This window comes from Mycobacterium sp. NGS69, from assembly GCF_059812165.1.
Window position 1 is genome coordinate 16,928 of sequence record NZ_JCALCD010000013.1, and the last position, 15,454, is coordinate 32,381.

The 15,454-nt window shown below is 68.1% G+C and carries 5 protein-coding genes; 4 read left to right on the forward strand and 1 reads right to left on the reverse strand.

The annotated features are described in order from the left end of the window. The first annotated feature begins 58 nt into the window (after positions 1-58). The 3 genes from AC5Y2S_RS26925 (at position 59) to AC5Y2S_RS26935 (ending at position 13,651) form a co-directional block, all read left to right on the forward strand. Positions 59-1,294 carry a glycosyltransferase gene (locus tag AC5Y2S_RS26925; RefSeq protein ID WP_499901978.1) on the forward strand — a complete coding sequence of 412 codons (1,236 nt, stop codon included), beginning with the start codon at positions 59-61 and terminating at the stop codon, positions 1,292-1,294. 225 nt (positions 1,295-1,519) lie between these two features. Further along, a complete protein-coding gene (locus AC5Y2S_RS26930) occupies positions 1,520-12,529 on the forward strand; it encodes a type I polyketide synthase (RefSeq protein ID WP_499959544.1) in 11,010 nt (3,669 codons plus the stop codon). Between the two features lie 150 nt (positions 12,530-12,679). Then, a complete protein-coding gene (locus AC5Y2S_RS26935; protein ID WP_499959546.1) occupies positions 12,680-13,651 on the forward strand; it encodes a sulfotransferase in 972 nt (323 codons plus the stop codon). Positions 13,652-13,659: 8 nt separating this feature from the next. Here the strand turns inward: AC5Y2S_RS26935 and AC5Y2S_RS26940 are convergent, their stop codons facing one another. Beyond that, positions 13,660-14,526 carry a class I SAM-dependent methyltransferase gene (locus tag AC5Y2S_RS26940; protein WP_499959547.1) on the reverse strand — a complete coding sequence of 289 codons (867 nt, stop codon included), beginning with the start codon at positions 14,524-14,526 and terminating at the stop codon, positions 13,660-13,662. Positions 14,527-15,221: 695 nt separating this feature from the next. Here AC5Y2S_RS26940 and AC5Y2S_RS26945 point away from each other — a divergent pair. Continuing rightward, positions 15,222-15,452, forward strand: a complete 231-nt coding sequence (locus AC5Y2S_RS26945) for an MbtH family protein (protein WP_499882317.1) — start codon at positions 15,222-15,224, stop codon at positions 15,450-15,452. Positions 15,453-15,454: the final 2 nt, after the last annotated feature.

A 15,454-nucleotide genomic window follows, 5' to 3' on the forward strand; every position in this document is an offset into this window, starting at 1 on the left:
AGGGCCAGGAAGTATGGTTTAGCACTTGTTAGACCCAAGTAGAAGAGCGAGGAGCTCCATGAAGTTTGTGCTGGCGTGCTGGGGAAGCCGTGGCGATATCGAGCCCGTCGCGGTCGTTGGCCGCGAGCTGGCGCGCCGCGGGCACGAAGTGTGCATGGCCGTCCCGCCCGACCAGATCGCCTTCGTCGAAAAGCTCGGGCTTTCGGCGGTCGCCTATGGGGTCGACTGGTCGGAGAGCATGAAACCGTTGCGCAGCTTCATGAGTTTGTTTTTCCGGCAACCCTGGAAAATCCGGGGCCTGATCAGCTTCTGGCGCGACAGATGGGACGTCTTCACCACGTGCTGGGCCGACATGAGCAGGACGCTCGTCGCCGCGGCGGAGGGCGCCGACCTGCTGTTGACCGGCCAGAGCTGGGAGGAGCAGGCGAGCAGCGTGGCGGAGCACTACAACATCCCGTTGGCCACGCTGCATTACAACCCGATCCGGGCCACCGCCGCCCGACAGGTGCGGGCGTACGAATGGGGTTATTGGCTGCTGAGCAAGAAGGTCGAAGGCGCGCAGCGTCGTGAGCTCGGCCTGCCGAAGGCCACCAAGCCCGCGCCCCAGCGGATCGTCGAACGCGGTTCGCTGGAGCTGCAGGCCTACGACGCAGCGCTGTTTCCCTGGTTGCCGGCCCAATGGGCGGAATACACCAAGGAGCGCCCCAATGTCGGCACGCTGACGCTGGAGTGGCAGACCGACGCCGACGACGAGATCGCGGCCTGGATCGCCGAAGGCGAACCGCCGATTTCCTTCGGCTTCGGCAGCATCCCGGTGGACGACCCGACCGCGATCATGACCATGATCGGCGCGGCCACCGCGGAGCTAGGGGTGCGGGGGCTGGTGGTATCCGCGGGCAGCGACTACAGCAACGGCCCGCATTTCGACCACGTCAAGGTGGTGGACACGATGAACTACGCGCGGATCTTTCCCACCGTTCGTGCGATCGTGCACCGCGGAGGTTCGGGCACGACGAACGCCGCCCTGCGCTCGGGCGTGCCCGCGTTGATTCTCTGGAAGTTGCCCGACCAGTTCTTCTGGGGAAACCAAATCAAACGACTGAAGGTGGGCACCGCCCGGCGGCTGTCGACGGCCACCACGGAAACGCTCCTGAAGGATCTCCGCACCATCCTCACCCCGGAATACGCCGCCCGGGCGCGTGAAGTCGCGTCGCAAATGAGCGACGCGTCCAAAGGCACCGTGGCCGCCGGCGACCTGGTCGAAAATTTCGCCCGCGCGCGAGTGGCCGGCTGACCGGCTGATCGGCGAACCGATCGGCAAGCTGCGTGACGGCTGTCTCAGTTACCTATTCGCGTGACAGGCGTCTCACCCAGCAAGTATGGTCTAGAACTTGTTATACCCATGTCGAGTAGATGGTCTGGAGACGCGGTTGAGCATCAATCCCTTCGAAGACGGCGGGGGCTGCTTTTTCGTCTTGGTTAACGACGAGAAGCAACAGCAGATGATCGGCGGTCGGAAATGACCGATCTACGTGGATCAGAGGGCACGGGCGAGAGCTTCGCGATCGTCGGCTACGCGGTGCGCCTCCCCGGCGCCGCCGATGCCAACGCGTTCTGGGATGTGCTGAGCGAAGGCCGGGACGCGCTCTCGGAGGTGCCCCCGGACCGCTGGGACGTCGACCAGTTCTACGACCCGGATCCCGATGCGCCCGGAAAGATCGTCAGCCGCCGGGCCGGGTTCATCGAGGATGTGACCGGGTTCGACGCGCCGTTCTTCGGGCTGTCGAACCGGGAGACCATGCTGATCGACCCGCAGCACCGGATATTGCTGGAGACGGCGTGGCAGGCGGTGGAGCATTCCGGTACCGCCCCGTCGGCCCTGGCGAACAGCAAGACCGGTGTGTTCATGGGTCTGGGCACCCACGACTACCTGGGATTGATCTCCGAACAGCTGAGCTACGAGGAGATCGAGGCATACGTCGCGATCGGCACGTCGTCCGCCGCGGGCGCGGGCCGGATCAGCTACGGGCTGGGCTTGCAGGGCCCGGCCGTGTCCGTCGACACGGCATGCAGCTCGTCGCTGGTGGCCGTCCATCAGGCGTGCCAGGCGCTGCGCTTCGGGGAATGTGACCTCGCGCTGGCCGGCGGGGTGAACGTCCTGCTCAGCGCGAAGACCGCGATGACCTTCTCGCACGCGCACATGCTGGCCCCTGACGGCCGGTGCAAGACCTTCGACGCCGCCGCCGACGGTTATGTCCGCGGCGAGGGCTGCGGTGTCGTCGTCGTCAAGCGCCTCGAGGACGCCATCCGGGACGGCGACCGGATCCGGGCCGTCATCCGCGGCAGCGCGGTCAACCAGGACGGCGCGTCGGGCGGATTGACGGTGCCCAACGGGGTCGCCCAGCAGCGCGTGATCGCCGAGGCGCTGCAGTGCGCGGGCGTCGCGCCCGGCGACGTGGGATACCTGGAGGCGCACGGCACCGGCACCTCGCTGGGTGACCCGATCGAGGTCCAGGCGGCCGGAGCGGCACTGGGCAAGGGGCGCGACACCGACCGGCCGTTGCTGATCGGGTCGGTGAAGACGAACATCGGGCACCTGGAAGCGGCCGCGGGAATCGCGGGTCTGATCAAGGTGATCCTGTCGCTCGAGCACGAGGTGCTGCCGAAGCACCTGAACTTCAGCAAGCCGTCGCCGCACATTCCCTGGGACCGGCTTCCGGTGCGGGTGGTGGACGAGGCCCTGCCCTGGCCACGCGACGGACGGCCCCGCATCGCCGGGATCAGCTCGTTCGGGTTCTCCGGGACCAACTCGCACATCATCCTCGAGGAAGCTCCCGAGGTGGCCCAGGTCGCCGCGGCACCGGTGCCGACGGACGACCGGCGGTTCAGCCTGTTGCCGCTCTCGGCGCGCAACCCGGCAGCCCTGGCGGAGCTCGCCAAGACATACGGCAGTTGGCTGGAAGCCCACCCGGACGCCTCGCTGGCCGACGTCTGCCTCACCGCCGGCGCCGGGCGCTCACACTTCGAGCACCGGGCCGCCCTGGTGGTGAATTCGACGGACTCCGCACGCGAGCAACTCGCCGCGCTGGCCGACGATCGCCCCGCGCCGGGCCTGCTGCGCGGCGACTGCACCGACCGGCCGAAGACGGCGTGGTTGTTCACGGGCCAGGGCAGCCAGTATGCCGGCATGGCGCGGGAGCTGTTCGAGACCGAACCGGTGTTCGCCGAGACGATGACCCGGTGCGCGGCGGCGGTCGCCGACGTGCTCGAAAAGCCGCTGCTGGACGTGATTTTCGACCCGGAGGGCGACGACACCCTGCGACAGACCAGTTACGCCCAGCCCGCCCTGTTCGCGGTCGAGATGGGCCTGGCCCGCCTCTGGCAGTCGTGGGGCTTCGAGGCGGACGTGGTGATCGGCCACAGCGTCGGCCAATACACGGCCGCCTGCGTCGCGGGCGTGTTCAGCCTCGAGGACGGAATGCTGCTGATGGCCGAGCGCGGCCGCCTGTTCGGCAGCCTCCCCGACGGCGGGCGGATGGTCGCGGTCTTCGCCGCTCCCGAGCGGGTGGAAAGCATCACCGACGAGTTCCCCAGCCTGTCCGTCGCCGCCTACAACGGCGCCAACACCGTGCTGTCGGGACCCGTGCAGGACCTCGACCAGGCGGTGGCCGGCCTGGAAGCCGACGGTGTGCGCTGCGACTGGCTCGACACCAGCCACGCCTTCCACTCGGCGCTGCTGGATCCGGTCCTCGACGAATTCGAGGCGTACGCGAACCGGTTCGAGTTCGGTGCGCCGCAAAAGACATTGGTGTGCAACCGCACCGGCGCGGCCCTGGGCCGAAGCGCCAAACTGGACGGCGCCTACTGGCGTCGCCACGCCCGGCAGCCGGTCGAGTTCGCCAAGAGCGTGCGCACCCTGGCCGAACTGCACTGCACGATGCTGCTGGAGATCGGCCCGCAACCGATCCTGACCGCCGCGGCCATGCGGGCGTGGCCGGACCCGGCCACCGCGCCGCGGGCCATCGCGTCGATGCGCAGGAACATCGCGGATCACCGCCAGATCACCGAAGCCCTCGCCAACGCCTACATCGTCGGGCACCGGCCCGACTTCGCCGCGCTCGCGCCGGTGACCGCGCGCAAGCTCGACCTGCCCACCTATCCGTTCCAGCACCGCCAGTACTGGTTCCGTGAGCAGCGGGCCGCGGCCACCCACAGCGCCAGCGAGCCGTCGGCCATGCGAACCCAGGCCGTCGGGCTCCTGGAGGACGGCCGGATCGAGGAACTCGCCGCGCTGCTGGGCGGTGGCACCAGCAATCCACAGGCCGTCGATGTGCTGAAACAGCTTGCGGCAGAACACAACCAACAGCGCAACGCCCAGTCCATCACGGACTCTCGCTACGAGATCCGCTGGGAGAAATCGGCCGCCAAGGCCGCTGCCGCGGCCGGCGAGGGCTCGACGTGGCTCCTCGTCAGCGACGACGCGCAGGGGGTTCAGCCGTTGGTCGACGCGCTGATGGCGCGCGGGCACCGGGCCCGAATCGTGGGGTTGCCGGTGTCCGACGCGGACGCCGAGCGGCTCCAGGGTGTGTTGCGCGACGCGGCAGCCGACGAACCGGCGCTGCGCATCCTGCATCTCGCCGCCGTCGGGTCGGACCCGTCACCGTCGACGCAATCGCTGTTGCGGATGCAACACCAGGTCCTGAGCGGAACGCGGCGGCTCTTCTGCGCCGCCGCCGCCGCCGACCTGCGCGCACCGATCTGGCTGATAACCCGTGGCGCGCAACGGGTCACCGACGCGGACAAGGTGTCACCGGCGCAGTCCTGCCTGTGGGGCTTCGGTCGCGCCGCCGCGCTGGAGCACCCCCGGCTGTGGGGCGGACTGGCGGATCTGGCCGGCAGCGGTGCCGACCAGTGGTCCGCGCTGATCGACCAGCTGGTGTCGGCGCCGGCGGGTGAAGACCAATTCGCGCTCCGGGAGGGCGCGGTCTACGTTCCGCGGCTGACTCGACGCTCGGGTCAGCCGGTCGCGACGCCGCTGGCGCTGCGTGACGACGCAACGTATCTGGTGACCGGCGGACTGGGCGCGATCGGACTGGAAGTCGCCGAATACCTGGCCGCGCACGGCGCGCGGCACCTGGTGCTGACCAGCCGGCGCGCACCCAGCGAGGCCGCGCAACAACGCATCGACGCGATACGCGACCAGAGCGGCGCCGAAGTCCGGGTCATCACGGCCGACGTGGCCAACCCGCACGACGTCGCCCACGTCCTGGCCACCTTGCGGGCCGACCTGCCGCCGCTGGCCGGGATCGTTCATGCCGCGGGCGAGATCAGCACCACCCCGCTGCAGTCCCTGGATGACGCCGAAGTGGATCGGGTGTTCGCCGGGAAGGTTTGGGGCGCTTGGAATTTGAGCGAAGCCACCGCGGACCTGAAGCTGGACTTCTTCCTCAGCACCTCCTCGATCGCCGGCGTATGGGGCGCCGGCGGCCAGACCGCCTACAGCGCGGCCAACGCCTTCCTGGACGGGTTGGCCTGGCGCCTGCGTGAGCAGGGTGTGCCCGGGGTCAGCGTCAACTTCGGTCCGTGGTCGAACGCGGGCATGGCCGACGAGGCCGCCCGCGCGGAACTGGACAAGCGTGGGGTCCGGCCCTTGTCGCCCGCCGATGCCTTGGCGGGCATGGCCGAACTGGTGGCGTCTTCGGGCAAGGGCGCGTCCCACGGGGCGGTGGCCCGGATCGACTGGACCAAGTTCCTGCCGCTTTACCAGATGGCGGGGAAGCGCGCGTTCTTCACGCAATTGCAGCGCGAGGTGCCCGCCGAGGCGGCGGGGGCGGAACAGGCGGCCGCGTCCGGGACCACCCAACTGGTCGACCGGCTCACGGCGGCCCCGGTGCAGCAGCGCAAGAAACTCGTCATCGACTACCTGCGCGACGCCGTCGCGGATGTGACCCGGATTGACCCCGCGGAAATCCGCGAGGAGGCGGGGCTTTTCGACCTCGGCATGGATTCGCTGATGGCCGTCGAACTGCGGCGCCGGCTCGAGCGAGCGGTCGGCGCGGAGCTGCCGTCGACGCTGGCGATGGACTACCCGCGAATCACCGACGTGGCGAACTTCCTCGTCAACGACGTCCTGAGCCTGGACGCACCGGCGCCCGTCGCCGCGGCGGCGCAGCAGGCGCCGGCGGTGGCCGCGGTCACGGCGCGCACGGACGAGCCGATCGCGATCGTCGCGGTGGCCTGCCGCTTCCCGGGTGCACCCGACCCCGACGCCTACTGGGAGCTGCTGTCCGGCGGCGTCGACGCGATCCGGGAGATCCCGGACGACCGCTTCAACGTCGACGAATACTACGACCCCGACCCCGAGGCGGCGGGCAAGATCTACACCCGCTACGGCGGATACCTGGAAAGCATCGACGGATTCGATCCGGAGTTCTTCGGTATCTCCCCGCGCGAGGCCGTGTGGATGGATCCCCAGCAGCGGTTGATGCTGGAGATCGCGTGGGAGGGCCTGGAACGTGCCGGGTATGCGCCCGCGGGGTTGCGCGGCAGTCGAACCGGCGTGTTCGTGGGTGTGGCGGCAAACGAGTATTCGCAGCTGCTGAACGCGAACTCGGTCGACACCATCGAGGCCCACTTCATCACCGGCAACGCGCTGAACGTCATCGCGGGCCGGGTGGCGTTCGCGCTCGGCCTGGAAGGGCCGGCGATGGCGGTGGACACCGCGTGCAGCGCCTCGCTGGTGGCCGTCCACCAGGCCTGCCAGGCACTGCATTCCGGTGACTGCGACATGGCGCTGGCCGGTGGGGTCAACGTCTTGGTGAGCCCGGCATCCATCGTTGCCACCGCGCGCGCCAGAATGCTGGCCGCCGACGGCCGATGCAAGACGTTCGACGCCGCCGCGAACGGCTATGCGCGCAGCGAGGGCTGCGGGATCCTGGTGCTCAAGCGGCTGAGCGATGCCGAGCGCGACGGCGACCACATTTGCGCCGTCATCCGCGGCAGCGCGGTCAACCAGGACGGCGCTTCCAGTGGTCTGACGGTGCCGAACGGCGGTGCGCAGCAACGGCTTATCGCCGCGGCGCTGGCTCGCGCCGGTCTTGTCGGCGGGGATGTCGATTACCTCGAGGCGCACGGCACCGGCACCTCGCTGGGTGACCCGATCGAGGTCCAGGCCGCCGCGGCCGCGTATGGCGTCGGCCGTGACCCGAACCGGCCGCTGTTGATCGGATCGGCGAAGACCAACATCGGGCACCTCGAATCGGCGGCGGGAATCGCCGGCCTGATCAAGGTCGTGTTGTCCTTGCAGCACGAGGCCCTGCCGCAGAACCTGCACTTCGAGAACCCGTCGCCGAACATCCCATGGGACGCGCTGCCGGTTCGGGTGGTGGACAAGCCGATTCCGTGGCACGCCAACGGCAGGCCGCGCCGCGCCGGGACGAGTTCCTTCGGGTTCTCCGGCACCAACGCGCACGTCCTCATCGAGGAGGCGCCGGCGAAATCCGAAGCCGCCGAGGACACTTCGGCGGGCGACGTCGCCCCCGACGTCACCGCGGCCACCGAGCCCGGGCACGGACCCGTCAGCGTGCTGCCGCTGTCGGCGCGCTCGCCGCAGGCGCTGGTGTCGTTGGCGCAGCGGTACGGCGCCTGGCTGGAGGAGCACCCGGACGCCGACATCACCGACGTGTGCTACACGGCGGCGGTGGGGCGTTCGCACTTCGAACACCGGGCGGCGCTGGTCGTGGACTCGGTTCAGGGCGCCCGCGAGCTGCTGGCCGGGTTGGCCGAGAACCGGCTGGGGCCGGGCGCGGTGCGCGGCGAGTGCGGTGACCCGCCGAAGACGGCGTGGTTGTTCACCGGGCAGGGCAGCCAATACTCGGGAATGGCGCGCGAGTTGTTCGAGACGGAGCCGGTTTTCGCCGACACCGTGAAGCAGTGCGCGGACGCCATCGACGGGATGTTGCCGCGCCCGCTGCTGGAGGTGCTGTTCGACGAGGAGGCCGCAGAAACCCTGCGGCACACCTCGTTTGCCCAGCCGGCGCTGTTCGCCATCGAGATGGGCCTGGCGAGGTTGTGGCAGTCGTGGGGCGTCGAGCCCGACGTGGTGCTGGGCCACAGCGTGGGCCAGTACGCCGCGGCGTGCGTGGCCGGAGTGTTCAGCCTCGAGGACGGGGCACGGCTGATGGCCGAACGCGGCCGGCTGTTCGGGAATCTGCCCGAGGGCGGCCGGATGGTGGCGGTGTTCGCCGACCCCCAGCAGGTGGAGCGCATCGCCGACGAGTTCCCGCACATCTCGGTCGCCGCCTACAACGGCCCCAACACGGTGTTGTCGGGTCCGGCCGGCGATCTGGAACAGATCGTCGCCAGGCTCAGCGGCGACGGCACCCGCTGCACCTGGCTGGAAACCAGCCATGCCTTCCATTCGGAGTTGCTGGAGCCGGCGCTCGACGAATTCGAATCGTTCGCAAAGGGATTCGAATTCGCCGTTCCGACCCTGCCCCTGGTGTGCAACCGCACCGGGGCGGTGATCACCGCGGAGACCCCGCTGGACGCGCAGTACTGGAGGCGGCATTCCCGCCAGCCGGTGCAGTTCGCCGAAAGCGTGCAGACCGTGGCGGGGCTGGGCTGCTCGGTGCTGATGGAGATCGGCCCGCAACCGGTGCTGACCGGGGCCGCGGTGCAGGCGTGGCCCGAATCCTCGGCCACCCCGCGTTCCATCGTGTCCTTGCGCAAGGGCGTCGACGCCCGTGGACAGATCGCCGAAGCGCTGGCCGCGGTGTACGTGGCCGGGCACCGGCCCGACTTCGCCGCGCTGTACCACCGGCCGCACCACACGGTCGAATTGCCCACCTACCCCTTCCAGCGCCGCCGGTTCTGGCCCAAAACCGCCGACGTCGCGGTCGACGGCGCCGCCGCCTCCGGAATCCTGGGTAGCGCAAAGGATCTCGCCTCCGGCGACTCCGTCTACACCAGCAGGTGGTCCGTCAAGTCGCAGCCGTGGCTTTCCGATCACGTCATCTACGGCACCGTCGTCGTTCCCGGTGCCACGTACGCGGCGATGGCCATCGCCGCGGTCGGGGCCCCGGCCCAGGTGCGCGACGTCTTCTTCTACGAGCCGATCATCCTGCCCGACAAGAACTCCCGGGAGGTGCAGCTGACCGTGCATCCCCTCGAGGACGGGGGCGGTTGGACCTTCCAGGTGCACAGCCGCCCGTACGGTGACCGCGACGCCGAGTGGTCGTTGAACGCCGACGGCCGGATCGTCAGCGGTGATGACGAAGAGCCCGCGCTGGAGCCGACGGAATCCATCGACGCCGCCTGCGAGCGGCTGGGCCGCACGCGTCCGCAGCAGCTGTTCGACACCTTCGCCGACATGGAGCTGGCCTGGGGTCCCACCTGGGCCACGTCGCTCAAATCGCTGTGGGCCGGTGAGGGCGAGGCGGTCGGCGACATCGCCATCGGCGACGAGCTCGCCGAACAGCTGGGCGCCGAGCCCATCCACCCGGTGCTGCTCGACCTGTGCACCGGGATCGCCTTCCCGGCCCTCGAGGCGGCGCTCGCCGCGACCGAAGACGGCGGGGGACTGAGCGATCTGTTCCTGCCGCTGCGCTACGGGCGGGTGGTGCTGCACGACAAGATGCCCAAGCGGTTCTACTGCCGCGCGCGGTGGCAGAGTGGCGGTCTCGACAGCGAAACGCAGGCCTTCGATCTCGACTTCGTGGATCGCGACGGCCGCCAGCTCGGCGAGATCCGCGACTTCACGGTCAAACGCGCGCCCCGGGAGGCGCTGCTGCGCGGGCTCGGCGGCGACGCCACCCGCAACCTCTACACCCTGGGCTGGGAGGAAGTGCCGGCCCCGGCGTCGGGCGGCGCAGCCGGAAACGGCGACGGCACCTGGCTGATCGCCGGGTTTGAGGAGCTGGCGGCCGACGTGCCGGGTTGTGTCTCGGTGGACCGCGCCTCGCTGGACCCGCAGCGCTGGACGCGGCTGTTCGCGGAGGCCCAGGAGCGCGGCGCCCCCGTCTCCGGCGTCGTCTGGCGCAGCCCCCGGCGGCCCGACGCGGGGGAGTCGGGCGCCGAATTCGCCGGGCGGCTCGAGACCGAGATCGATGAGCTGCTCACGGCCGTGCGCGCGCTGCTGGCGCAGCCGGACCTGAAACTCACCGGCGGCCTGTGGATCGTCACCGAACGCGCGGTGGCGACCGAGGCCGGCGAGCCGGTGGACCCGGCGCAGTCGGCGCTGTGGGGCTTCGGGCGGACCGTCATCACCGAGCAGCCGAGCCTGCGCTGCCGGCTGGTCGACTCGGACGGGGCCGACGATGCCGCGCGCTCGCTGGCCGGCCTGCTCGGCACGCCCGCGGACGAACCCGAAGTCGCGTTGCGACAAGGGAAGTACTTCGTGCCGCGGCTGCTGCCGTGGGCGCGCGACGGCCACCTCGAGGTGCCGCGCACGACCGATTACATCCTGGACGTGACGGAACGCGGTGCGATCGACAACCTTCGCCTGATCGAGATGAAGGTGCCGCCGCCGGCGGCGGGCCAGGTCCAGATCCGCGTGGAGGCCGCGGGCCTGAACTTCCGCGACGTGCTCAACGTGCTCGGCCTCTATCCGGGCGATCCGGGCCGAATCGGCGGCGGTGACCTCTCCGGCGTCGTCACCGAACTGGGTGCCGGGGTAACGGGATTCGAGGTCGGCCAGCGCGTCTTCGGCTTCATGCCGGGGTCGTTCACCACCCGCGTCAACGTGCCGCAGGAGTTCCTGGCGGCGGTGCCGAACGGGGTGAGCGCCGTGGGAGCGGCGACCATCCCCGCCGGCGCGCTGACGACCCGGCTCGCGTTCGACTGGGCGCAGGTCGGGCCCGGCGATCGGGTGCTGATCCACGCCGCCAGTGGCGGCGTCGGCCTGGCCGCGATCCAGCTGGCGCAGCAACGCGGCGCGACCGTGTTCGCCACCGCCAGCGCCTACAAGCGCGCGACGCTGCGCAAGCTGGGCGTGGAACACGTCTACGACTCGCGCAGTACGGATTTCGCCGACCAGATACTGGCGGACACCGGCGGCGCGGGCGTCGACGTGGTGCTCAACAGCCTGACCAACGAGGGGTTTGTCGAGGCGACGGTGCGGGCCACCGCACAGGGCGGCCGGTTCGCCGAGATCGCCAAGCGCGACATCTGGACTCCGGAGCAGATGGCGGCGGCCCGTCCCGACATCGCCTACGAGATCGTCGCGCTGGACGTGACCATCGAGCAGGAACCCGAGCGGGTCGGGAGGTTGCTGGCCGAGCTGGCGGACAGCATGGCCCGCGGCGAACTGGCGCCGCTGGCGGCCGAGGTCTACCCGGTTACGGAGGCCAAGACGGCGTTCCGCCGCATGCAGCAGGCGCGGCACATCGGCAAGATCGTGCTGCAGATGCCGAAACCGCTGCAGCCGCGCGGGGATCGGAGCTATCTGATCACCGGTGGCGTCGGTGCGCTCGGCCTGCACACGGCGGCCCATCTGGCCCAACTCGGCGCCGGCGACATCGTGTTGACCAGCCGGCGCGCACCCGATGCGGACGCGCAGCTGGCCATCGACGGCATCACCGAGCGCTACCGAAGCCGCATCCACGTCATCACGGCCGACGTCGGCGAGCGGTCAGAAGTCGAAGGTCTGCTGGAGCGGATCCGGGCGGACTTCCCGCCGCTCGCGGGGGTGGCGCATCTGGCGGGCGTCCTCGACGACGCGCTGCTGCCACAGCAGACCCTCGAGGGTTTCCGCAAGGCGTTGGCGCCGAAGGCCTTCGGCGGCTGCCACCTGCATCAGCTGACGAAGGACGACGATCTCGACTTCTTCGTCGTCTACTCGTCGGCCTCCAGCGTGATCGGTTCGCCCGGCCAGGCCAACTACGCGACCGCCAACGCGCTGCTCGACGGGCTCGTCGCGGACCGCAGGGCCCAGGGCCTGCCCGCGACCTCGATCAACTGGGGCCCGTGGGCCAAGGGCGGCATGGCCACTTCGCACGCCGCGCGCGCCAACCTCAGTGCGCAGGGCCTGATCCCGCTGGAGCCCTCGGCCGCCCTCAACGCGCTCGACGAGATCCTCGCCCACGGAACCGGGCAGGCGACCGTCATCAAAGCCAACTGGCAGCGTGCCGCGAAGGGGTTGGGCGCCTCTCGCCCGGCGATGCTCGACCATGTGCTGCCGAGCGCTGTCACGGCGACCCGCGGCGACAGCGAGTTGTTGCGGCAACTGCACGAGGTGCCGGAGGCGGAGCGCGGCAGCTTCCTCACGGAATACCTGCGCTACGAGGTCCAGAATTTCCTGCGCCTCGCGCAGCCGCCGGCCGCCACCAGCCGGTTCCTGGAGCTGGGCACCGATTCACTGATGGCGGTCGAATTCAGCAACCGGTTGCTCCCGCAGTTCGGTGGCGCGTTCACGATCAGCGCCACCGCGGTATTCGACTATCCGACGATCGGGTCGCTCGCCGAGTACCTGGCCGGTCAGGTGCCGGAGTCGGATAGGGCGGATTCGGTCGGCCTGGTCGAGCCCACGTAATCGACGCGACGAAATGGCCGGGCCAGGGCAGCGTTCGCGCGTATGTCGGTCGACCACGGACGCCTGCACGTCACCGACCGGATTGTTGTTCAGGAGGCCGAGAGCCGTTCCTGTTGAGCCTCACCGGGCAGCCGGAAGCTAGACGGGAGCGTGCGGGACGTGGCCGTAGGACGCGAACTCGTCAGCGCCGTGGGGGGCAGACGGCGGATTCTCGTTACCGGCGCACCCCGGTCCGGCACCACCTGGACCGGCCGGATGATCTCCCACGCGCCCGGTATGGGCTACATCCATGAGCCCTTCACCCCGGAAAACGGCGACCTATGCGGCTTCGCCAACCCCGTAAAAGTGAATTTTCAGTACATAACCGATGAGAATTCTCACCAATTCGACAACTACCTCGAGGGTCTGGTCGATTTCAAATACCCCTTGCGGACAAATCTTCTGCACGCCAGGAGCTCGCGGGAAGCGGCGCGGTGTCTATTGGCTTTTGCGAATCTTTCCACGCACAGATTGAGAAAACACACAGCAGTCATGAAAGACCCGGTCGCCGTGTTTTCCGCCCCCTGGTTGGCTCGGCGATTCGATATGAACGTCGTCGTCATGATCCGGCATCCCGCCGCGCTGTGTTCCAGTCTGAAGATTTTGAATTGGAAATTCGACTTCAACCACTTCCTGCGGCAACCGCAACTCATGCGCGAAACCAGATTGGCGGATTTTGAATCGGAGATCCGCTACTTCGCCGAGCATGAGCAGGAAACCATCCCGGTAGGGGCCCTCCTGTGGAATTGCATCTACGCGGTGGTCAACGAGTACCGCACGCGCTATCCGGGGTGGCTGTTCCTCAAGCACGAAGAATTGTCCATGGATCCCGTGGGCAGTTTCCAAAAGATCTATGCGGCACTCGGCCTGGAATTCACGACCAGCGTCCAAACCGCCATCGAGGCCAGCTCGGGCGAGCAGAACCCTTCCGTACCGCCGCGGGGCGATGAATTCAGCATCAGACGAAATAGCAAGGTGAACGTCTCAAACTGGAAGAATCGGCTCAGCGACCGCGAAATCCTCACCATCAAAGAGCTGACGAGCGACGTATCGAGGCTGTTCTACTCCGACCTCGAGTGGTGATATCGCCGCTATGCGGCTTCGGTCCGCAGTTGAGACCTCAGTATCCGGTATTCCAATAGGCCGGCCCGCATTTGTTCGTAGATCGCCGAGCCGGGCAGGGAGAGGAAGTTCGCGACGCGGGCATTTCGGTCGCCGTATACCTCGGCCCAGGTATCGCTCGCTTGATCGCGCGAGGCCAGCACGTTCGCGGTAATGTCCCGGTCGCTTTCGGTGACGAAGCCCGAGCGCTTCAGACGCATCCTCACCTGGTCCCAGTCCTCGGGGCTCAGGAAGTCGGTGTGCAGGAACCATGCTCCGGGTCGGCAGATCCTGCGCACCTCACTCAGGAATTTGGGCAGGTTGCCGTATGAGTGTGAGGACTCCACGTTGACGACGGCGTCGCACGACGCGTCGGGCAGCGGGATGTTCAACGCATCGCCGACCCGGAAGTCGATCGGGCGCTTTACGTGCGTCTTGCTGCAGAAAGCGATCGCCTCCGAGGACATGTCGATGCCGATCACCTCGGCGCTGAACTTCTCCGCGACGAGCGCGGCGTTGCCACCGCGGCCGCATCCGATTTCGACGACCGTGCGGTCGTTGAGGTCGACCGGTCCGATGACTTCGAACACCAACCGGACCGAGTTGGCGTTGAAAGTTCCCGGCCGAATGGTGAATGCCGATTCGTCGTTCGAACCCAGAGACGCGTACCCGTAATTGAGGAAGAACGATGAATCGGCGACCCCGGCGTCCTCCAGGCGGCGGCTGAGCAAATTGTAAAAGCTTTTCCACCCGCCGGCGGTCGTGGAAAGTAAGTCGTCAGCGAGGTGCTCCGACATTGCAACGGGTGATTTATCCTTCGTTTCAACCTGCGCCGAAGGTTCGTTATGGCTGTCCATTTATGTCGCCCCAACCAGATCTGCGTTGACCCATGATCGGTCACATGGTGTCTTTATTGTGGATATTTTGATTCGGAATACACCCGGTTCAACGTGCCGCCCAATCAGGTTGCATGCTACACGACCGTCCGGCGCCCGCTAGGGGCTCAACCTTCTCGCGTTAGGCGGCATAAATTCATGTGGTCGAGAGGCCGTCAGGGCGGCGCAATTTAGTACGGCGACGCGGCCGACGAGGCGAAAGCGGCGTCGATGTGTGCCGCCTCCGAGGCGGTGGTTTGGAGCCCGCACCGCTGAATGCGCGTGCCGCGACGAGAGGTAGTAGTTCCGGGGACCGCGCGAGCCTCCCGAGGCGGGCTCGGCAATTTCCCCTACCTATATACATAGGTGCGCGAGGGACGGCACGGCCCCACGGGCAACCGGTCGATCCGGGCCGACGGCCGTTTTTCTGCATGTTCTGCCCGTGCGGCCGGGGAGAGAGCGACGTCGAGGCCGGCAGGCGCCGGTTGACAGACCACGGGTAGCCCAGTAGGCGGCTAAACCGTACCAATAGTTCGTCTAGGCAACATTCCGGATGCCGTGGCGCCAGTAGATCCCCGCCACCTCAAATTCCCCGAAGGCTTAGACAAGCTCTGTGGGGCTCCAGTATGGTTTAGAACTTGTTATACCCATGTCCAGTTAGACGGTCTGGAGACGCGGTGAGCACTAATCCGTTCGACGACGACGACGGCAGTTTTTTCGTCTTGGTCAACGACGAGGAACAACACAGCCTGTGGCCGGCGTTCGCCGACGTTCCGGCCGGCTGGCGGGTGGTGTACGGCGAAGCGGACCGCGCAGCGTGCCTGGACTACATCGAACAGAACTGGACCGATATACGGCCGAGAACTCTGCGCGAAAGGTTAGCGGCGGGACAGGGGTTTGATAGGTAATC

Excerpts from the sequence above, each read along its gene's own strand:
- AC5Y2S_RS26925 (WP_499901978.1), top strand. The coding sequence starts at position 59 with ATGAAGTTTGTGCTGGCGTGCTGGGGAAGCCGTGGCGATATCGAGCCC.
- AC5Y2S_RS26930 (WP_499959544.1), top strand. The coding sequence starts at position 1,520 with ATGACCGATCTACGTGGATCAGAGGGCACGGGCGAGAGCTTCGCGATC.
- AC5Y2S_RS26940 (WP_499959547.1), bottom strand. The coding sequence starts at position 14,526 with ATGGACAGCCATAACGAACCTTCGGCGCAGGTTGAAACGAAGGATAAA.